Consider the following 20,994-nt stretch of genomic DNA (forward strand, 5'->3'; position numbering starts at 1 on the left):
ACCATCCATATAATCAGTTGTCGTTTAACAGCTAGATCTCAAACGTTGCCCAAATAGGAGCATGATCAGATGGCTTCTCAATACCTCTGAGTTCATAATCTATGTCACTTTCTTTACATACTGACATTAAGCTTTCTGTTGCTAACACTACGTCAATGCGCAGACCTCGGTTGTCATTGAACCCTTTAGAGCGGTAATCAAACCACGAAAACTTATCATCTACATCAGGAGTTAGTTCTCTGAAAGTATCTTTGAATCCCCAATCCATCAGTGTTTTCAACCATTCTCGTTCTTCAGGCTGGAAAGAACATTTACCTGTTTTTAGCCAGCGTTTGCGATTTGCTTCGCCGATGCCAATATCGCTGTCGGTCGGGGAGATATTAATATCACCCATAACGATTAGGTTACTATCAGGCTTTTCGTAAGTATTGAGATGGGTCATCAAATCTTTGTAAAACTGTCTCTTGTATGGGAATTTTGTTTCATGGCCAATATTGTCACCTTGAGGGAAATAGCCATTCATGACGGTTACTTCATTACCATTTGTGCTTTCAAACACACCTGTGATCATACGCTTTTGAGCTTCGTCAGTATCCGTAGAAAACCCTTTTTGAATCGATTTAGCAGGCGTCTTTGATAGTAAAGCCACACCATAATGGGCCTTTTGACCATGAAAATAGACGTGGTAGCCCATGGCTTCAACATCCTCTACTGGGAATGCTTCATCATGCACTTTTATCTCTTGAAGGCCGATGACATCGGGCTGATGTTTGTCGATGAGAGCTTGTAATTGATGTAGACGGGCACGAAGGCCATTAATGTTGAATGAGATAACTTTCATATTTTTATTTTTGAGAGTAAATGATGTAGGAAGTGTATCATTTTGTCTGTCTGAAAGGGGAAAAATGTGGTCAGAAGATGGGGGAGAGTTGTTAACTAAAGAACAAAATTTAGCAGGTTTGAACGATGAGTTTATTGATATGTAAATAGTACATTAAATAATCAGAAAAGTTAAAAATTACCATTTACAAGACTGAAAGTGACTATATAATGCGCACCAATTCGTTCTTTCGAGGTAAATTATGTTTAAGTCTCTCTCAATTGCTACTCTTATTTCTATTGCTTCAACTTCTGCATTTGCTGCTGGCAGCCAGAGTTTTGTAGCGAGTGATGCATCTACGATTTCAAAAGTATGTGAAATCGCGGCAAACCAAGGCCTTAGCGAAGCACGTAAGTTTGGTGCTCAACAGGGCGTATTCGTTTCTCGTTTTTCTCCTTCTGTAGAGTGCAATGGTGAAGATATTCGTACATTCGCGAAAGCTCAGCAGAGAATGCAAAATACTGAACAATCAGTTAAAGCTAAATTAGTAGCAGAAAACACATCTAGAGCGACTGAGTTGTGCATGAAGGCGGCAAAAGAAGGTGTAGCGAGTTTACACAAGTACCGTAGTCAAGCTAGAAACTTAAAATGTAACAATTTACCTGTAAAACAATTTGTTAAAGAAGTTAGAAATACTGCTATCTAAACACGTTGTTAAGTATCATAAGCCCAGCAAACATGCTGGGCTTTTTTTTGCGTAAAACTTAGTAAAGTCGTCATTCTTATGCCTATGAGCTCAAAAAGAAGAAAAGTATGAACAGGAAAATTAGAATTATGTAAATTCTTTTAGGTGTTTTTATTGTTTTTATTGTTTTTTTAGTGTGTTATAAAAGTTAAAAAGATGTTTTATACACTACGGAGAATAAAGATAATGAAAAAGGGGATTACGCTAATAGCATCTTCAGTTAGTTTTGCATTGCTTGGGGGAGCAAATTTAGCAAATGCGAATGAATCTGAGGTTGAACGTATTGAAGTTACTGGATCACATATCAAGCGTTCAGATTTAGAGGGGCCATCACCTGTACAAACCATTTCTGCAGGTGACTTAGCAGCGACAGGGTCTACAGATCTGATTGGCGCGTTACAAAAACTACCAGTTGCTGGTGCAGGAACATTTAGTACACAAGGTAACTCTAGTGACGATACTGCAAATGGCGGCTCGAGTGTTGCGCTTCGAGGTTTAGGTGCATCATCAACACTCGTGCTGATTAATGGTCGCCGTGTTGCTGTTAGTCCATTCGCTAAAGATATCGAAACGTCATTTGTTGACCTAAATACCATTCCGGTTTCTTCAGTAAAAAGAATCGACGTTTTAAAAGATGGAGCGTCAGCGACTTATGGTTCCGATGCTGTTGCGGGGGTTATCAATATTATCCTTCGCGATGATATTGATGGATTTGAAGTTGCAGGCAAAATTTCCGACACGGCAGACGGTGGTGCTGAAGAAGAAAACTTCACTTTACTTTGGGGTAGTTCAACGGACAAGGGACATCACAACTTCTCTTTGGACTACTTTAAACGTGGCGACGTATTTTATGCAGACAGAGATTATGCATCTACCGCAGATCAAAGGTTCAGAGGTGGTAATAACGCATTAAGCTCCTCTGGTTTCCCTGGTAGTATCGAAGTTGTAAGAAGCCAACTTACAGATGAGCAATGGGATGCGCTTCCAGTTACGCGCGTTGAAGACGATGGTACTAAAGTAAGACAAACCATCTTTGCAGACGTTTGGGGCAACGATAAGTGTCCTGAAAATATGATTATTGGTGATATTTGTCGATATGATTATGCGCCACACATGACACTTATTCCATCTACTGAACGTATCAGCTTTAACTATAATGGCGTACAAGAAATTATGGATGGAGTAGAGGGATTTGCTGAGTTCTCTGCACAGCATACTTCTACATTCATTCAAGGTGCAGCTAGCCCAAGTTTCACTGAGTTGACCATGGCTGGTGACAACCCAAATCATCCTCTTGCAGCATTACCGGACCACTTCTTACATGGCGTAGACATTTCTATGCGTCGCCGTACAGTGGATATTGGCAATCGTAAAAAAGACGTTGACTCTGAGTACTATCGAGCAGTCATGGGTATGCGCGGCGAGTTTAAAGAGTGGGATTGGGAGTTTGCCTACTCTGCAATTCGTTCGAGTGCAGTAGAAAAAGGCTTTGATGGTTTCCCGAATAAGCTAAGAGCACAAGCGGCGATTGATAGTGGTGAATGGAATCCATTTGAACCAAGTCAGAATAGTCAAGCTGTATTGGATAAAATCGAGACGACAACGACACGTTACGGCGCTTCCACAATGCAATCATTCGATGCGACTATTTCTGGCGAGTTGTTTGAGTTTGGAGATGGGTATGTTGCAGCTGCATTTGGTTTGGAGCATCGTTATGAAAAAATAGAAGACAATCCCGATAATCAATATTTGAATAACGAAATCTTTGGTACTGAAGCGACACAAGCAAATGGTGATAGAGATAATACAGCTTTGTTTGCTGAATTTAACGTGCCTGCGACTGAAAACCTAGAACTACAGTTTGCACTGAGATATGAAGATTATAGTGATTTTGGTAATACTACTGATCCAAAAGTTGCATTCCGTTGGACTCCTATCGATGAAGTGGTAGTTCGAGGTTCTTGGGGTACTGCGTTTAGAGCCCCTTCTTTAGTGCAGTTACACTTGGGTAAAACAGATGAATCACCAAGTGTTATAGACCGTGAGCGCTGTAAAATTACGGCTGACCCACTAGACTGTGAACCATTTGAGTATACCGCAGAAGTTGCTGGTAACAAAAATCTTCAACCAGAAGAGTCAACTAACTATAACTTAGGTGTTATTTGGCAGGCGTCTGATAACTTTAGTATTGGTATCGATTACTGGAATTACGATCAGGATAATCTAATCAAGAAAATTGGCGCACAAGAACTTGTAGATTGTTGTGGTGATAATCCAAATTTGGTTATTCGTAACCCAAGCACTGGTAGTACACCAGGTCGTATACTTTTGATTAATGATACTTTCGTCAATATTGGTGGCAGAAAAACTGATGGTATCGATATCGATCTGGAATATAAGCTTGAAACACAAGGGATGGGTGAATTTAAGTTTGGCTACAACGTAACTTATGTAATGAGTTTCGATGAGGAGCTTGTAGAAACAGATGCAAATGGTAACTCAGTCTCCGTTGTTAAAGACGAGAATGGAGAGTACCAGCACCCAGATTTACGCTGGAACGCACGTGTTGATTGGGCACTTGACGATTGGATTGCAAATGTAAGCGTGAATTATATTAATTCATACAATGATTTGGCTGATAGCTCGGGCAATAAGTTTGAAATCGATTCTTGGACTACAATCGATACAAGTGTGACGTACGTCGGTTATGAAAAGCTTACTGTGACAGTAGGTGCCTCTAACCTAACCAATGAAGAAGCGCCATTTGCGCCTTCAGAATCTATGGGTGTAGATAATAAGACACACAGTATACTTGGTCGTCAAGCGTACTTGAAGTTTGCCTATAAGTTCTAAATAAAAAGACACGACTTTCCAGTCTGAAGGCCCTATTAGGGCCTTTTTTTATGGATTATATTGATAATAGATGCGTTGTTTCTATTTATAGGTGCATTCGGGTCATTTGTGTCGGGACCTTCAATTCTGTTGTATTGGGGCCTAAGCTAATAAATATATTTGCTTATGAGTTCAAATAACATGAAATGTTCTAAATTCATAATTACTGGGGTTGTACAAGGTGTTGGTTTTCGCTACCACACTAAACAAATAGCTACAAAACTAGGCTTATGTGGTTATGCTAAAAATCTACCAGACAGAAGTGTTGAGGTGGTAGTGCACGGGTTTGATGGCAGCGTGTTGGAAATGGCAAGCTGGCTCAAGCGCGGCCCTGCAATGGCCAAAGTGGAAAACGTAGTTGAAAAGGTTATTGACCAAAAAAGCTACACTGGGTTTGAGATATTCTAATTATTTTAAAAATATTAGAGTTGTTACTACCGTAAAATATACTGTACGAAATCGTTTTGTGGTTAAAAATGAGGCGAAAAAAAGGGCCTTAAGGCCCTCTTTCTGATTAAAGCGATGATTAACGTTCGCCTTGATCCTCATAATCACGTGCAGTATAGCCTGTGTATAGCTGACGTGGACGGCCAATTTTGTGGCCTGCTTGAGAAAGCATTTCATTCCAGTGTGAGATCCAGCCAACTGTACGAGACATAGCGAAGATTACAGTGAACATGCTTGTTGGAATACCAATTGCTTTCAAGATGATACCTGAGTAGAAGTCTACGTTAGGGTATAGTTTCTTTTCAACAAAGTACGGGTCTTCCAGTGCAATTTGCTCTAGCTTCATTGCTACGTCTAGAAGCGGGTCTTGGATGTTTAGTTCTTCTAAAACTTCGTGGCATGTTTGACGCATTACTGTCGCACGAGGGTCGAAGTTTTTGTATACACGGTGACCAAAGCCCATCAAACGGAATGGGTCGCTCTTGTCTTTTGCTTTAGCAACGTACTCGTCGATGCGATCTACTGAACCAATCTCTTCAAGCATGTTCAAGCAAGCTTCATTTGCACCGCCGTGCGCAGGTCCCCAAAGAGAAGCAATACCGGCAGCAATACATGCATAAGGGTTTGCACCTGAAGAACCAGCTAGACGAACTGTAGATGTAGATGCGTTCTGCTCATGGTCAGCGTGAAGCATGAAAATACGGTCCATTGCTTTGGCAAGAACAGGGCTTACTTTATATTCTTCAGCTGGAACAGAGAACATCATGTGTAAGAAGTTTTCTGCATAGCTTAGGTCATTGCGAGGATATACAAATGGTTGACCTACATTGTATTTGTAAGCCATTGCAGCGATTGTAGGAAGCTTAGCAACTAGCTTTGTTGCACAGCGCATACGCTGCTCTGCGTCCGAAATATCCAAGTCATCGTGGTAGAACGAAGATAGGGCACCAACCACACCACAAAGCATCGCCATTGGGTGTGAATCAACACGGAAGCCTTGGAAAAATGCAGCGATTTTTTCGTGCATCATCGTGTTACGCGTGATCTCGTCAGAGAAGCTTTCAAGCTGCTCTTTATTTGGTAGTTCACCGTTTAAAAGAAGGTAGCAAAGCTCAATGTAATTTGAGTTTTCTGCTAGTTGTTCAATTGGGTAACCACGGTGAAGTAATACACCTTTCGCACCATCAATGTAAGTAATAGATGATTCACAAGAGCCAGTTGACATAAAACCAGGATCGTATGTGAAGAAGCCGTGAGCACCTAACGTACGAACGTCGATAACGTCTTGGCCGGCTGTGCCAGAGTGAATCGGTAGTTCGATTGGGTCGTGCCCATCAATATGGACTGTGGCTTTCTTATCTGCCATCTATCTTATCTCCTATGAAATAACAACATTCTGATTGTTATGTTGTGATACTAATGTTAAGCAAATTCAGATCATTGTAACTTATAAATGGGGTGAAAAGTCAATTTTTCTAAGAATTATGCAAAAATGTATAATAAGTATTCTAAGCAGATTAAATATTATACCATTGGCTAATTCGCAAGCGTCTCAAACTAAACAAGAATTGTAAAAACACGGATAGCCTTATATACTGTCAACGGTTTTATACCGTGTCGTCTGTGGGTAAACCTATTTTTACATCGAAGTTTTACAGGCAAGTGATCTTTTAAGTGTTTAAACAGGTTTATCTAGAGTGTGCCATTTGTGCATGTCGTGCAAGTGGGTTGATAAAAACAAGTAGATGAAGCTCTAATCGAGCAAAGATGGGCAAGTAACTGTGAAAAAGCAAAGACCTGTAAATCTAGATCTTACGACTATATCTATGCCGCCAACGGCAAAGGCGTCGATATTACATCGTGTCACTGGTGTCGCGTTGTTCTTCGCGCTGACATTTGTCATTTGGGCGTGGTCTGAATCTCTCTCTTCTCCTGAAGGTTTTAATTTTGTAAAAGAGCTTATGACTGGCTTTGTTGCAAAATTTATTGCGTGGGGCACCTTCGCTGTATTGTCTTACCATATCATTGGCGGTATCCGTCACATGATCCAAGACATGGGGCATTGGGAAGAATTAGAGTCTGGCAATGCAAGTGCTAAAATTGCAATCGCTCTATGGGTAATCGTGGCTATCCTTGGTGGAGTGTGGATATGGTCTTAAATCAAGCAACTCTTAAACGTGATGGTGTACAAGACTACGTATCACTTCGCGCTACAGCATTAATCATTGCAGCATATGCTGTATTTATTGTTGGCTATTTAGCATTAACTCCTGAATTAACGTATGAAGCTTGGTCTGGGTTGTTTGACAACCTAGCGATGAAAGCAGCTACTATTATTACCTTAATTTGTATAATGGTTCATACTCGTATTGGCCTTTGGCAAGTACTAACTGATTACGTTAAGTGTTCAACAATGCGTTCAGTTTTGGGCTTTGTATTGAATCTAATGGCACTAGCATACGTTGCTGTTGGTTTGTTTGTTCTGTGGGGTGTTTAAGTGAAATATAATGTCCGTGAATTTGATGCTGTAGTTGTTGGCGCCGGTGGTGCAGGCATGCGTGCAGCACTAGCGATTTCTGAGTCTGGTAAGACATGTGCGCTTATTTCAAAAGTATTCCCAACGCGTTCTCATACTGTATCTGCGCAGGGTGGTATCACTGTAGCGCTAGGTAATTCTCACGAAGATAACTGGGAATGGCACATGTACGATACAGTCAAAGGTTCTGATTACATCGGTGACCAAGACGCTATCGAGTACATGACTAAAACAGGTCCAGAAGCTATTACTGAATTAGAAAACATGGGTCTACCATTTTCTCGTTTTGAGAATGGCCGTGTTTATCAGCGTCCTTTCGGTGGTCAGTCTAAGCACTTTGGTGGCGAGCAGGCTGCACGTACTGCGGCAGCAGCTGACCGTACTGGTCACGCACTTCTTCACTGTCTATACCAACAGAACGTTAAAAACAAAACTAACGTTTTCTCTGAGTGGTATGCACTTGATCTAGTCAAGAATGACAAAGGCGATGTTGTTGGTGTTACAGCGATTGAGATCGAAACAGGCGAAGTTGTATACTTCAAATCTAAGGCTGTAGTACTTGCAACAGGTGGTGCTGGTCGTATCTATGCATCTACTACAAATGCTCACATTAACACTGGTGACGGTGTAGGTATGGCTGTGCGTGCTGGTATCGGCATGCAAGACATGGAAATGTGGCAATTCCACCCAACGGGTATTGCAGGTGCTGGTACACTAGTAACCGAAGGTTGTCGTGGTGAAGGTGGTTACCTTCTAAATAAAGACGGCGAGCGTTTCATGGAACGTTATGCGCCTAACGCGAAAGACCTTGCGGGTCGTGACGTTGTTGCCCGTGCAATGATGACTGAAATCCGTGAAGGTCGTGGTTGTGAAGGCCCTTGGGGTATCCACATTAAGCTTAAGCTCGATCACCTTGGTGAAGAAATGCTTAACCTTCGTCTTCCAGGCGTTTGTGACCTGTCTAAGACGTTCGCGCACGTTGATCCAGCTAAAGAGCCAATTCCGGTAATCCCAACTTGTCACTATATGATGGGTGGTGTGCCAACTAACGTTAACGGTCAGGTACTTGACGTTGATGTAAATGGCAAAGAACGTATTGTCGAAGGTTTATTCGCAGTTGGTGAAATCGCTTGTGTATCTGTACACGGTGCAAACCGTCTAGGTGGTAACTCACTGCTAGACTTAGTTGTATTCGGTCGTGCTGCAGGTAACTTCTTAGGTTCTTACCTGAAAGACTTTGAGTCAACAGGTGAAGCTTCTAAGGACGACGTCGATGCTGCATTTGCACGTTACAATCGCTGGGAAACTTCAGAGATTGGTAAAGGTGAAGATCCGGTACAAATTAAGAAAGACTTACAAGAGTGTATGCAACTTAACTTCTCGGTATTCCGTGAAGGTGATTCAATGGCGGATGGCTTGAAAGAGCTTAAAGAAATCCGTGAGCGTCTTCAGTATGCACGTCTAGACGACAAGTCGACTGAATTCAATACACAACGTATCGAATGTCTAGAATTAGACAACTTAATGGAAACAGCATACTCAACAGCAGTTGCTGCAAACTTCCGTACTGAGAGCCGTGGTGCACACTCAAGATTTGACTTCCCAGATCGTGATGACGAAAACTGGCTATGTCACTCAATGTACCACCCTGAGAGCGAGTCAATGACTAAGCGTGATGTAAACTTTGCGCCAACGACCCGTGAAGCATTCCCACCTAAAGCTCGTACGTACTAGGAGTTAAACGATGGCAACAGCAACTTTAGAATTCTCTGTTTATCGTTACAACCCAGATGTAGATACTGCACCTCGTATGCAGGAATACAAACTTGAGGTTGAAGAAGGGCGTGACATGATGGTGCTAGATGCACTATTAATGTTGAAAGAGCAAGACTCAACTCTTTCATTCCGTCGTTCATGTCGTGAAGGTGTATGTGGTTCTGACGGCGTAAACATGAATGGCAAAAACGGTCTTGCATGTATTACTCCGTTGTCAGCTCTACAAAAGAATGGCAAAGGTAAAATTATCATTCGCCCATTACCAGGTCTTCCTGTAATCCGTGATTTGGTAATTGACATGAGCCAGTTCTACACTCAATACGAGAAAGTAAAACCTTACTTGATCAATGATAAGCCAACAGGTGGCGAAGAGCGTCTTCAGTCAGTTGAAGATCGTGAAAAGCTTGATGGCCTTTATGAGTGTATTTTATGTGCATGTTGTTCAACTTCATGCCCATCATTCTGGTGGAATCCAGATAAATTTATCGGTCCTGCTGGACTACTTCATGCTTATCGTTTCTTGGCTGATAGCCGCGATACAGCAACAGAAGAACGTTTAGCTGGTCTTGATGACGCGTTCAGCGTATTCCGTTGTCACAGTATTATGAACTGTGTTAGCGTTTGTCCAAAAGGTTTGAATCCAACCAAAGCGATTGGACACATTAAATCTATGCTATTAAACCGCTCGGTTTAAAGCATAATTATCTTAAGATGGCATGCAATGCATGCCATCTTGTTTTCGTTTAAGTTAAAGTTTCTGCGCTAGAGAAAAGGGCTAATAAATGCACGAAGGTGTGATGAAGGCATGGCTGGAATCTTCTCACTTATACGGCGGCAACGTTGCGTATGTAGAAGATTTATATGAGGCGTATCTTGACGATGCGGCTTCAGTGCCAGAAGAATGGCGAGAAGTGTTTGATCAACTACCTAAAGTTGAAGGTGTTGATGTTGATATTAAACATTCGGATGTAAGAGCACAATTTGCTGAGCTTGCTAAGAACAAACACAGAGAAGTAGTAGTTTCTGCAGAAGGTGCGGCAGATGCAAAACAAGTGCGTGTGTTGCAGCTTATTAATGCATTTAGATTTAGGGGCCACCAGAATGCCAACCTAGACCCGTTGGGTTTATGGCAACGTGAACGAGTTAGAGAACTCGATCTGGCTTACCATAATCTAGATGATGTGGATCTCGATAAAGAATTCAATGTTGGCTCTTTTGCCTGTGGCAAAGAGACAATGAAATTAAAAGATTTATACGCGGCGCTTAAGTCTACATATTGTGGCTCTGTTGGCGCTGAGTATATGCACATCACATCAACAGAAGAAAAACGCTGGTTACAACAACGTTTAGAAGCTGGTTTCTCACAGACTCAATTCAGCAAAGAAAACAAACTTCGCCTACTACAAGGCTTGATTGCTGCTGATGGCCTAGAAAAATACCTTGGTGCGAAATTCCCAGGTGCAAAACGCTTCTCTCTTGAGGGCGGTGACGCACTAGTACCGATGCTTAAAGAACTTGTTCACAGAGCTGGTGAGAGCGGTCAAGAAGAAGTCGTTATTGGTATGGCACACCGTGGTCGCCTTAACGTACTGGTAAACGTGTTAGGTAAAAACCCACAAGAGCTATTCGACGAATTTGCTGGCAAGTATGGTGAATCTGCGGGTTCTGGTGACGTTAAATATCACATGGGTTTCTCTTCTGATTTCGGTACTAAAGGTGGCGATGTTCACATGGCATTGGCCTTTAACCCGTCTCATTTAGAAATCGTAAACCCAGTAGTAATGGGCTCTGTAAGAGCTCGTCTGGATCGTTTAAATTGTGCAAGTGGCTCAAAAGCATTGCCAATTACAATCCACGGTGACTCAGCTATCGCAGGTCAGGGTGTTGTTCAAGAAACATTTAACCTCTCTAAGACTCGCGCATATGGCGTAGGCGGTACGGTACGTATTGTTGTTAATAACCAAGTAGGTTTTACAACATCTAAACCTGAAGATACACGTTCTACAGAGTACTGTACTGACATCGCTAAGATGGTACAGGCACCAATCTTCCATGTAAATTCGGATGATCCTGAAGCCGTTGCTTTGGTAACTCAGGTTGCATTAGATTTCCGTAATAAGTTTAAGCGCGATGTTGTAATCGACTTAGTTTGTTACCGTCGCCACGGTCACAACGAAGCTGATGAGCCAAATGCGACTCAGCCTCTAATGTACCAGAAGATCAAAAAACACCCAGTACCACGTCAGCTATATTCTGATAAGCTAGTTGCTGAAGGTGTGTTATCTGCACAAGAAGCAAAACAGCTTGCAGATGAATACCGTAATGGTCTAGACAATGGCGTTTGTGTTGTTGACGAAATCCAACCAGAAACTAAGCACTCTTCTGAGTGGTCTAAATATGTTGGCCATGACTGGGATACGCCGTATGAAACGGGTGTTTCTGTAGAAAAGCTGAAAGAGCTTGGTGAAAAGGTTGCGACTTACCCAGAAGATCATAAAGCACAGTCTCGTGTTAAGAAAATCTACGATGACCGTAAAGCAATGGCAAAGGGTGACAAATTACTAGACTGGGGTATGGCTGAGACATTGGCATACGCTACTATGGTTGACCAAGGCACAGACATTCGTCTAACTGGTCAGGATTCTGGTCGTGGTACTTTCTTCCACCGCCACGCTGTAGTCCATAACCAAAATGATGCTTCAACATACTTGCCACTACAAAATATTAGTCCAGAACAAGGCACCTTTGAAGTTTACGACTCTGTACTTTCTGAAGAAGCGGTACTTGCATTTGAGTATGGTTACGCAACAGCAGAGCCAACCTCATTAGTACTTTGGGAAGCTCAGTTTGGTGACTTCGCAAATGGTGCTCAAGTTGTGTTTGACCAGTTTTTAAGCTCTGGTGAGCAGAAGTGGGGTCGTCTATGTGGTTTGACTTTATTACTTCCTCATGGATACGAAGGTCAAGGCCCAGAGCACAGTTCTGCACGTATGGAGCGTTACCTTCAGTTGTGTGCTGACCATAATATGCAAGTGTGTGTTCCTACAACACCTGCGCAGGTTTATGCAATGCTTCGTCGCCAATCAGTGCGTCCACTGCGTCGTCCACTGATCGTAATGACACCTAAGTCATTACTACGTCACCCACTGGCGGTTTCTAGTTTGGAAGAGCTTTCTGATGGTGTATTCCACAACATGATCGACGAGATTGACGAAATCAATCCTGAAAATGTTGAACGAGTTGTGTTCTGTAGTGGTAAAGTTTACTACGAACTACTGCAAGAGCGTCGTAAGCTTGAACTAAATAACGTTGCAATCGTCCGTGTTGAGCAGCTATATCCATTCCCTCACAAAGAAATGGATGAAATTATGGCGCGTTACCAGCACGTGAAAGATTTCGTATGGTGTCAGGAAGAACCACAGAACCAAGGCGCTTGGTACTGTTCTCAACACCATTTCTGGGAAGCTATCCCAAGTGGAGCAAAACTTACTTATGCAGGCCGTCAGGCTTCTGCTGCTCCAGCTTGTGGTTACATGTCTACCCACACTAAAGAACAAAACGCGTTGATTGCTGACGCATTAACAATTAAGAAATAAGGAATAAGAGATGACAACCGAAATTAAGGTTCCTGTTCTTCCTGAGTCAGTTGCAGACGCGACAGTTGCAACTTGGCACGTAAGCGTTGGTGACACTGTAAGCCGTGACCAAAACCTAGTTGACATCGAAACTGATAAAGTAGTTTTGGAAGTTGTTGCACCTGAAGACGGTGTAATTGTTGCAATCTCTGAAGAAGAAGGCGCAACTGTACTAGGCGAGCAAGTAATCGCACAAATAGGTGCTGCCGGTGCAGCACCAGCTCAATCAAATGAACAACCAGCAGCGCCAGCAGCGGCGCCAGCATCAGAAGGTAAAGAAGTGGACATTAAAGTACCAGTACTTCCAGAGTCAGTAGCAGACGCTACAATCGCAACTTGGCACGTTCAACCAGGTGAGGCAGTAAGCCGTGATCAAAACCTAGTTGACATCGAAACTGATAAAGTAGTTCTTGAAGTTGTTGCACCTGAAGACGGTGTAATGGGTGAGCAGCTACATGCCGAAGGCGATACAGTACTTGGCGAACAGGTAATCGGTAAGCTTTCAGCGGGTGGCGCACCTGCAGCTCCGGCAGCATCTGACGCAGCACCTGCTGCATCTGACGAGAACGCTGATGTTCTTACTCCTTCAGTTCGTCGTTTAATTGCTGAGAAAGGCCTTGATGCATCTCAAATCAAAGGCACTGGTAAAGGCGGTCGTATCACAAAAGAAGATGTTGACGCATTCTTGAAAGCACCAGCAGCTAAGCCAGCTGCGGCTCCTGCTAAAGCAGCTGCTGCACCTGCAGCACCAGTTGGTGACCGTACACAAAAACGTGTACCAATGACTCGTCTACGTAAGACAATTGCTAACCGTCTTCTTGAAGCGAAAAACTCGACAGCAATGCTTACTACTTTCAACGAAGTTAACATGAAGCCAATCATGGACCTTCGTAAGCAATATAAAGACGTATTCGAAGAGCGTCACGGTATTCGCCTAGGCTTCATGTCTTTCTACGTGAAAGCTGTAACTGAAGCACTTAAACGTTTCCCTGAAGTAAACGCGTCTATCGACGGCGATGATATCGTTTATCACAACTATTTTGATATCAGCATCGCTGTTTCAACTCCACGTGGCCTAGTAACACCAGTTCTACGTGACTGCGACAAGTTATCAGTTGCTGAAATTGAAAAAGGCATCCGTGAGCTAGCGCTTAAAGGTCGTGACGGTAAGCTAACAGTTGATGACATGACTGGTGGTAACTTCACTATCACAAACGGTGGTGTATTTGGTTCACTTCTATCTACGCCAATCATCAACCTACCTCAGTCTTCTATTCTTGGTATGCACAAAATCCAAGAGCGTCCTATGGCTGTAAACGGTAAAGTAGAAATTCTACCGATGATGTACTTAGCGTTGTCTTATGACCACCGTCAAATTGATGGTAAAGAGTCTGTTGGTTTCCTAGTAACAATTAAAGAATTACTAGAAGATCCAACACGTCTACTTCTAGACGTTTAATCAAAAGATTAAAACTTAAGCTGTATGAGTGCAATAAAGCAACATACAGCTTTTTTTTTGCGCCTTTGGTCTTACTGGGGTTTTCTTACAAGTCCGTGGGATCTATACTATGGGCGCAATTTGGGATAGCTGATTATTTGCATAAATATTCAGCCTTTTTAGTATAAAAAATTGGATAAAGCATCATGAATTTGCATGAGTATCAGGCAAAACAACTTTTTGCCGAATATGGTTTACCTGTATCTGAGGGTTACGCTTGTGACACTCCTCAGGAAGCGGTTGAAGCTGCTGGTAAGATTGGTGGCGACAAGTGGGTCGTTAAATGTCAAGTACACGCGGGTGGCCGTGGTAAAGCTGGCGGTGTTAAGCTAGCTGATAGCAAAGACGAGATCCGCGCATTTGCTGAAAACTGGTTAGGTAAAAACCTAGTTACTTATCAGACTGACGAAAAAGGTCAGCCTGTTGCTAAGATCTTAGTAGAAAGCTGCACTGATATTGCAAATGAGCTATACCTTGGTGCTGTTGTTGACCGTGCTTCACGTAAAATCGTGTTCATGGCTTCAACTGAAGGTGGTGTAGAAATCGAGCAAGTTGCTGAAGAAACACCAGAACTAATTCACAAAGCTGAAATCGATCCACTAGTAGGTCCTCAGGCATACCAAGGTCGTGAGCTAGGCTTCAAGCTTGGTCTTAACCCAGCTCAAATCAAACAGTTCACTAAGATCTTCCTAGGTCTTGCGAACATGTTCATCGATCACGATTTCGCACTACTAGAGATCAACCCTCTAGTAATCACTGACGAAAACAACCTACACTGCCTAGACGGTAAGATTGGTGTTGATGGCAACGCGCTATTCCGTCAGCCTAAGATCCGTGAATTCCACGATCCTTCACAAGAAGATGCACGTGAAGCACACGCTGCAAGCTTTGAACTAAACTACGTTGCTCTAGACGGTAACGTTGGTTGTATGGTTAACGGTGCAGGCCTAGCGATGGGTACAATGGACATCGTAAACCTACACGGTGGTAAGCCAGCTAACTTCCTAGACGTTGGTGGCGGCGCGACTAAAGAGCGTGTATCTGAAGCATTCAAGATCATCCTTTCTGATGACAATGTTAAAGCAGTACTAGTAAACATCTTCGGTGGTATCGTTCGTTGTGACATGATCGCTGAAGGTATTATCGGTGCGGTTAAAGAAGTTGGCGTAAGCGTACCTGTAGTTGTACGTCTTGAAGGTACTAACGCTGAAGCTGGCCGTGAAGTACTAGCTAACTCTGGTCTTGACATCATCGCTGCTGAATCACTAACTGATGCTGCAGAGAAAGTAGTTGCTGCTGCGGAGGGAAAATAATGTCTGTACTAATTAATAAAGATACTAAAGTAATCTGTCAGGGTTTCACTGGTGGTCAAGGTACTTTCCACTCAGAGCAAGCTATCCAATATGGTACGCAGATGGTTGGTGGTGTATCACCAGGCAAAGGTGGTCAAACTCACCTAGGTCTTCCTGTATTCAACACTGTACGTGAAGCTGTAGAAGCGACAGGCGCAACTGCAACTGTAATCTACGTACCAGCTGCATTCTGTAAAGACGCTATCTTAGAAGCGATTGACGGTGGCATCGAGCTTATCGTTTGTATCACTGAAGGCATCCCTACACTAGATATGGTTGATGTTAAAGTGAAGCTAGAAGAAACTGGCGTTCGCATGATTGGTCCTAACTGTCCAGGTGTTATCACTCCTGGTGAGTGTAAGATCGGTATCATGCCTGGTCACATCCATCTTCCTGGTAAAGTAGGTATCGTATCTCGTTCAGGTACTCTTACTTACGAAGCGGTTAAGCAAACTACTGACGCTGGCTTCGGTCAATCAACATGTGTTGGTATCGGTGGTGACCCAATCCCAGGTACTAACTTCATCGACGTACTAGAAATGTTCCAGAACGATCCTAAGACTGAAGCAATCGTAATGATTGGTGAGATCGGTGGTACAGCTGAAGAAGAAGCAGCAGAGTACATCAAACACAACGTGACTAAGCCAGTTGTTTCTTACATCGCTGGTGTTACTGCTCCTCCAGGCAAGCGTATGGGTCACGCAGGTGCAATCATCTCAGGTGGTAAAGGTACTGCTGATGAGAAGTTCGCAGCTCTAGAAGAAGCAGGCGTTAAGACTGTTCGTTCTCTAGCTGAGATCGGTGCTGCACTTAAAGAAAAAGCTGGCTGGTAATCTACGATTTCCAATCAGATAAAAGGCTCCTTTGGGAGCCTTTTTTAGTTTTGCTTCCATGTCTTTATCCTCGTTCTTCTGCTCTACCACGAGCTGTGCAGTGCTTCAATAGTAAAAAACACAATCGACAGGCACTCGGTTTGTAGAGGGGATACTCATTTTATCCTAGAATTAACATACTAGATCATTTGTACCCGATACTGATTTATTCTTAAAATTACCTCATACCATTATTCAATCACTTAAATCTTTGTAATTCGTAACTAAATGTACTTGAAGTTAAGTATTGTTAACTGATATAAACGCAATCTCCCATATTACAGATAGGTAAGACTATGTCTCAAAAGGATTTCATAAGCCACTTGTTAACAGAGTGTGATGTTATGATTCGTTATGCGTCTGGGCAGGGAAAAACAATACCCAGTTATATGCCAAATACAGTTTATCAGTTACAGCGTAAGCAAGAAGTGATTGAGTCTGAGGGCTCTAGTATTGAGGGCGGTATTGGGTTTTACGAACATGAATTATCTGAGCTAACGAAATGTCACAAAGAACTTTCAGTTCTTGTTTGTCCAGCAAAGCCATTAACATTGGCCATTATGGATAAAGAATCAACTTCTGTGGGGTGGATTAGGTTTTTGGGGCCCGTCAAGCTTGTAAGGCATATGTCTGTATTGGCGGTATTTTTTCTGTTGTCTATTATCGGTCTCTCAATATCGCCTGAAGTTAATCAGAAAACAATTAATGAAGGGCTGTTTAATTCGGAAGGTAAAACGCTACTGCTGAATCAGTTGTTTTTGTTGTGTTGTGCAGGCCTTGGCGCTACGTTTGCTTGTTTACACAAATCTCGAAATTACATTCGACAGTGTAATTATGATCCTAAGTTTGATTCAACTTATTGGTCTATGGTGATTATGGGTTTCATGGCCGGTTTGATAATTGCTGAACTTATACCTACAGCTGACTTAGCTCATGGTAACCCAACTATCAGTGACTTTCATAAACCTCTCGCAGCGTTATTGGGAGGATTTGCCGCAGATGTTATTTATAGTGTATTAAATCGATTGGTTGATGTATTTAATCAATTATTGGGTAGCACAGATCAGAAGACAAAAGATAAGGTCAAAAATACCATTACGCAGGCCGATTTGGCTGAGCAATTACATCAGCACAACAAAGACCTAAAAGAAAGCATTGTAACGACCCAAGATACAAACAGGCAGTTGTTGTCTTTAATAGCAGATGAGCTGACTATATCTGTCGAAAGAAAGCAGCTACTATTGCAACAGCTAGGAAGTACAAACAACACAATACATTCGGATACAAGCAAAGAAAAAACGACGGTGTAAAGTGAGTGGCAAGTTGTAATACCAGATACTGACCAAATATCCTATAAAGGTTAAATTTATTGAACATTTCAAAATTAGGGATTACATTTAAACTAGTATAAAATTCTGGGATTTTTCTAGTTGCGTTTACATTTTGTTATCCTTTATTTGTGCTTCTTTTCAGGCCTCTCTGTTGCAATGACTAAGCAACAGATGCTTGAATTTGAGGCTCAAGCGATTGAAGACCCTATCAAAATACTGACAGCAGATCATAAACCTGACGCGATGAACCGCGCTTTTTGGCTAACTATGAAAGCGAGAGCTGCATTTTTCAAGGGAGACATTCAGGCTGCGCAAAAATATTATGATAATGCCAAGTTTTACGTGAAAGAACACCCGCTGAGTTTAAGCTCAGGGTATTGGTATCTGTATCGCGCATTTTTTTCAATAGAACAGGGAGAGTTGCCAAAGGCTAAACAATATATAAAGCAAGCCCGTCTCAGCTTTACACAACAAAAAGCTTCAGATTTATTGATTAGAACAGATGCAATGGAAGCTGTGATTGCGGTGTGGCGAGAAGAGTATAGCTTGGCATTAAAGTCGCTTCAGACAGCTCAAGGGTATATTTCACGAAACCCAGAAAGCGTGGACGATACTACCAAGCTTATGGTTTATGACAGTTTAACGGCGTACTATTTAACACTCCAGTTTTATGTCAAAGCTCTTGGATATGCGTATCAAGCTCAAGACTTAGCGCGTGAGAATGGTAATTTGCTTGATGGTTTACCAGTTAAGTACAATTTGTGTTTGGTTTTACTGCGAGCAAACTTAATCGATAAAGCTGAACAGTGCTACCACGAAATGCATGATTTGGCACACACTAAGAACTTACCACGATATGAATTTTGGGGGTTATCAGGATTAGGTAAGATAGCACTTAATAAAAAGGAATTTAAAGAAGCGATTGAATACTTTAAGCAAGCAAAATTGGCCCAAGTAAATGCGATAATCAACCCAGCTCATTTAATTGTTTTGAACAACAATATGGCTTTAGCTTATTCTGATATAAAGGATTTTGATAAGGCGTTGGCTCAGCTCAGCTTCTCGAAAGAACTATTAAAATCCTACGACAACACACTTAACAACCGTTACACCCGTCAAACATTAAAAATTGAAGCTGACGTATACCAAGCTAAACAGGATTTGCCTCAAACAATAGCGACACTTCGCACCTACGTAAAGTTTCTTGAGGAAAACGACGAGGTGTCCAAAAATAGAAACCAGTTTAAGACAAACGGGTTGATTGAAACACAACGGCAAAGAGTTCAATTGGTATCATCGGCTAACACGAACAGTGCTCAAGCCGGACAATCGGAAGACGGAACTGGTAGCCATGATTTACTAAAAGCATACATAGTAATTGCACTGCTAGTCGTGACGCTTATGGTCGTCGTGGCTTACTATCGGCGCTCTAAAAGTAATCTGACTGAGGTCCTTAATTATAAAGACTTTGGTACTGGGCTGTACAATAGGCGCTATTTTGTTGAACAATTTGAGGTTGTCTCTAATCGTACTATTGATTATGCGATGGCTTTAATTGAACTTGATGGTATTAGGGACCCAGAGTTTCAAAGTCGAGGACGCGAAGAGATGCTGAAATTGGCGGCTGATCTCATTTTAAAACAGTTTAGGGACGACGGAGACTTGGTATGTAGGGTGAGTGAAGAAGAATTTGTGATTTTGTGCGAGGGGATGAAAAAAGCGGTTCTGCAAAAAAGGTTATCAGCATTTAAAGAAGCACTTAGAGAGCAAGAGAAGCTGAACAATGTTAGTTTTTCTGGTGCTTTGATTTGCTCAGAAGAAGGGGACTTTGGCAATATTTTTGCTGAGCTTGAAAGCCGTTTGGTTCATGTCAAAAGAAATGCTCCAGGGCAGGTTGTTGCTTTTTAACCGACCCAAAGAGCTTATTCTTGACTAGGTAAATTAATACGTATAGCTGATGTGCTGGAAGAATCGCATTGTGATGTCTTGTTTTTCAGGGTTTATCGGCATTTGTGTTGTAAAACGTCTTACCATAGTTTCGACGTTGTTCATAAATTTACCATAGCCCACGTCCTTGTTGTCTTTATCGTTCGCAACAACGACAAAGTGCATCACTTCACATAGATACTCAGGATCCCAGATAGCATGGGTTTGTCCGTCTTCTAAAGAAGTATCAAAGCTAAGCTTTTGCAACTCTCTATTGTGATCTGATTTGTCTATTTGGCTGTTTCTAACGATAGGCATTCTGCCGTCGGCAACGAATCCAACGTGGCTCAATTGCAACTGGCTACAAATCGTCAGGAACTTGTCTTCGATGGTTTGGTAAAACGAGGTGTAGCTGCCGGGTCTTAGCAGATGTTGATATTCAGTTTTAAGTGCACGGGTAATTGGCACTGAAAAAGTGACGTAAGTAATCTCGCTGTGGGATTCTGGCAGTGTACAATTTCTTGCTTGATATCTTGGGTAAAGGCTTCGTAGCTTATAGCCATATGTTTCTCTATGCCCCTTAATTTTGGAGAAGATATCGTATGTTAAGTGTTGGTGATCCCGTACTCTAAAATGAATACTTTGATCAGCATACTGTGATTGTAGTGCATCTAAAGTACGTTTCACTTTACTGTGAAAAGCGGCAGCATTGGCACGTAATTCATCACCAGTTGCTAAAAATAGTAAGCGTATTTTTCTAGCTTTGTGATCTTTATCGCTGTAGATTTTGTGAGCTTCATGGTATCTCGGGTTGTAGAAAAACAAAATTTGTTTGTCGGTTTGCAAGTTGTAAGTTTCTTCATGATAGCGAACAACCGGCAACTTATCGTTAACTATCAACTGCACGTTGTACAGTTCAAATTCGTCGCATAACGCAAATAACTTTCGCCCAAGTCGTTGATATGCACTGTCTATATCATCAAAATGACTGTAAAAGGAGTCATCAGGTTTAAACTCGGCCAAAATATAGTGATTATTTCGGGCATTTGTGGGAATGTAGACGCGGTGTAAATTCATTGATGCCATTTTTAGTCCTTAACAATACATCTTAGTTGGCCTCATATTATTGAATTTACATGACGATTTTATTGCGCTAGAACAAAA

At 42.1% G+C, this 20,994-nt stretch carries 16 protein-coding genes; 13 read left to right on the forward strand and 3 right to left on the reverse strand.

All coding sequences use genetic code 11. The annotated features are described in order from the left end of the window. Window positions 1-31 precede the first annotated feature (31 nt). Complete coding sequence (gene xthA / locus N475_RS20345) at window positions 32-841, reverse strand: exodeoxyribonuclease III (RefSeq protein ID WP_063356406.1); 810 nt, start codon at window positions 839-841, stop codon at window positions 32-34. A 241-nt stretch (window positions 842-1,082) separates the two neighbouring features. Between xthA and N475_RS20350 the strand changes: the two genes are divergently transcribed. The 3 genes from N475_RS20350 (at window position 1,083) to yccX (ending at window position 4,865) form a co-directional block, all read left to right on the forward strand. Continuing rightward, a complete protein-coding gene (locus N475_RS20350) occupies window positions 1,083-1,526 on the forward strand; it encodes a hypothetical protein (protein ID WP_063356405.1) in 444 nt (147 codons plus the stop codon). Between the two features lie 225 nt (window positions 1,527-1,751). Beyond that, window positions 1,752-4,418 carry a TonB-dependent receptor plug domain-containing protein gene (locus N475_RS20355; protein WP_081215879.1) on the forward strand — a complete coding sequence of 889 codons (2,667 nt, stop codon included), beginning with the start codon at window positions 1,752-1,754 and terminating at the stop codon, window positions 4,416-4,418. 180 nt (window positions 4,419-4,598) lie between these two features. Next, entirely contained in the window at window positions 4,599-4,865 is a 267-nt protein-coding gene (gene yccX / locus N475_RS20360; protein ID WP_196765593.1) for an acylphosphatase, read from the forward strand. Window positions 4,866-4,983: 118 nt separating this feature from the next. Here the strand turns inward: yccX and N475_RS20365 are convergent, their stop codons facing one another. Continuing rightward, entirely contained in the window at window positions 4,984-6,270 is a 1,287-nt protein-coding gene (locus N475_RS20365; RefSeq protein WP_063356403.1) for a citrate synthase, read from the reverse strand. 415 nt (window positions 6,271-6,685) lie between these two features. On the opposite strand from N475_RS20365, the gene sdhC reads away from it, so the two are divergent. The 10 genes from sdhC to N475_RS20415 all read left to right on the forward strand — a co-directional run bounded on the left by sdhC (window position 6,686) and on the right by N475_RS20415 (window position 19,812). After that, window positions 6,686-7,063, forward strand: coding sequence for a succinate dehydrogenase, cytochrome b556 subunit (sdhC, locus tag N475_RS20370; RefSeq protein ID WP_081215878.1), 378 nt, complete (start codon window positions 6,686-6,688; stop codon window positions 7,061-7,063). After that, on the forward strand, window positions 7,054-7,401 hold the full coding sequence (gene sdhD, locus N475_RS20375) for a succinate dehydrogenase, hydrophobic membrane anchor protein (RefSeq protein ID WP_063356401.1): 348 nt from the start codon (window positions 7,054-7,056) through the stop codon (window positions 7,399-7,401). The genes sdhC and sdhD overlap by 10 nt, the downstream gene beginning before the upstream one ends. Next, a complete protein-coding gene (sdhA, locus tag N475_RS20380) occupies window positions 7,402-9,174 on the forward strand; it encodes a succinate dehydrogenase flavoprotein subunit (protein ID WP_063356400.1) in 1,773 nt (590 codons plus the stop codon). A gap of 10 nt (window positions 9,175-9,184) precedes the next feature. Beyond that, complete coding sequence (locus N475_RS20385) at window positions 9,185-9,910, forward strand: succinate dehydrogenase iron-sulfur subunit (protein ID WP_063356399.1); 726 nt, start codon at window positions 9,185-9,187, stop codon at window positions 9,908-9,910. 88 nt (window positions 9,911-9,998) lie between these two features. Further along, window positions 9,999-12,812, forward strand: coding sequence for a 2-oxoglutarate dehydrogenase E1 component (sucA, locus tag N475_RS20390; RefSeq protein ID WP_063356398.1), 2,814 nt, complete (start codon window positions 9,999-10,001; stop codon window positions 12,810-12,812). A 10-nt stretch (window positions 12,813-12,822) separates the two neighbouring features. Then, the gene (odhB, locus tag N475_RS20395; protein WP_063356397.1) at window positions 12,823-14,310 is read left to right on the forward strand and encodes a 2-oxoglutarate dehydrogenase complex dihydrolipoyllysine-residue succinyltransferase; all 1,488 of its coding nucleotides are present in this window, start codon (window positions 12,823-12,825) and stop codon (window positions 14,308-14,310) included. Window positions 14,311-14,495: 185 nt separating this feature from the next. Then, entirely contained in the window at window positions 14,496-15,662 is a 1,167-nt protein-coding gene (sucC, locus tag N475_RS20400) for an ADP-forming succinate--CoA ligase subunit beta (RefSeq protein WP_023399327.1), read from the forward strand. Continuing rightward, the gene (gene sucD, locus N475_RS20405; protein WP_046356227.1) at window positions 15,662-16,534 is read left to right on the forward strand and encodes a succinate--CoA ligase subunit alpha; all 873 of its coding nucleotides are present in this window, start codon (window positions 15,662-15,664) and stop codon (window positions 16,532-16,534) included. Before sucC ends, sucD begins: the two co-directional genes overlap by 1 nt. A gap of 335 nt (window positions 16,535-16,869) precedes the next feature. Beyond that, window positions 16,870-17,883 carry a hypothetical protein gene (locus N475_RS20410; RefSeq protein ID WP_063356396.1) on the forward strand — a complete coding sequence of 338 codons (1,014 nt, stop codon included), beginning with the start codon at window positions 16,870-16,872 and terminating at the stop codon, window positions 17,881-17,883. A gap of 177 nt (window positions 17,884-18,060) precedes the next feature. Further along, window positions 18,061-19,812: a diguanylate cyclase domain-containing protein gene (locus tag N475_RS20415; protein ID WP_081232474.1), complete on the forward strand. Its 1,752-nt coding sequence runs from the start codon at window positions 18,061-18,063 to the stop codon at window positions 19,810-19,812. Window positions 19,813-19,845: 33 nt separating this feature from the next. Here the strand turns inward: N475_RS20415 and N475_RS20420 are convergent, their stop codons facing one another. Next, window positions 19,846-20,916 carry a DUF3083 family protein gene (locus tag N475_RS20420; protein ID WP_063365859.1) on the reverse strand — a complete coding sequence of 357 codons (1,071 nt, stop codon included), beginning with the start codon at window positions 20,914-20,916 and terminating at the stop codon, window positions 19,846-19,848. Window positions 20,917-20,994 lie beyond the last annotated feature (78 nt).

The sequence above is a fragment of the Pseudoalteromonas luteoviolacea DSM 6061 genome (assembly GCF_001625655.1).
GTDB lineage: Bacteria > Pseudomonadota > Gammaproteobacteria > Enterobacterales > Alteromonadaceae > Pseudoalteromonas > Pseudoalteromonas luteoviolacea.

Excerpts from the sequence above, each read along its gene's own strand:
- xthA (WP_063356406.1), bottom strand. The coding sequence starts at position 841 with ATGAAAGTTATCTCATTCAACATTAATGGCCTTCGTGCCCGTCTACAT.
- N475_RS20350 (WP_063356405.1), top strand. The coding sequence starts at position 1,083 with ATGTTTAAGTCTCTCTCAATTGCTACTCTTATTTCTATTGCTTCAACT.
- N475_RS20355 (WP_081215879.1), top strand. The coding sequence starts at position 1,752 with ATGAAAAAGGGGATTACGCTAATAGCATCTTCAGTTAGTTTTGCATTG.
- yccX (WP_196765593.1), top strand. The coding sequence starts at position 4,599 with ATGAAATGTTCTAAATTCATAATTACTGGGGTTGTACAAGGTGTTGGT.
- N475_RS20365 (WP_063356403.1), bottom strand. The coding sequence starts at position 6,270 with ATGGCAGATAAGAAAGCCACAGTCCATATTGATGGGCACGACCCAATC.
- sdhD (WP_063356401.1), top strand. The coding sequence starts at position 7,054 with ATGGTCTTAAATCAAGCAACTCTTAAACGTGATGGTGTACAAGACTAC.
- N475_RS20385 (WP_063356399.1), top strand. The coding sequence starts at position 9,185 with ATGGCAACAGCAACTTTAGAATTCTCTGTTTATCGTTACAACCCAGAT.
- sucA (WP_063356398.1), top strand. The coding sequence starts at position 9,999 with ATGCACGAAGGTGTGATGAAGGCATGGCTGGAATCTTCTCACTTATAC.
- odhB (WP_063356397.1), top strand. The coding sequence starts at position 12,823 with ATGACAACCGAAATTAAGGTTCCTGTTCTTCCTGAGTCAGTTGCAGAC.
- sucC (WP_023399327.1), top strand. The coding sequence starts at position 14,496 with ATGAATTTGCATGAGTATCAGGCAAAACAACTTTTTGCCGAATATGGT.
- sucD (WP_046356227.1), top strand. The coding sequence starts at position 15,662 with ATGTCTGTACTAATTAATAAAGATACTAAAGTAATCTGTCAGGGTTTC.
- N475_RS20410 (WP_063356396.1), top strand. The coding sequence starts at position 16,870 with ATGTCTCAAAAGGATTTCATAAGCCACTTGTTAACAGAGTGTGATGTT.
- N475_RS20415 (WP_081232474.1), top strand. The coding sequence starts at position 18,061 with ATGACTAAGCAACAGATGCTTGAATTTGAGGCTCAAGCGATTGAAGAC.
- N475_RS20420 (WP_063365859.1), bottom strand. The coding sequence starts at position 20,916 with ATGGCATCAATGAATTTACACCGCGTCTACATTCCCACAAATGCCCGA.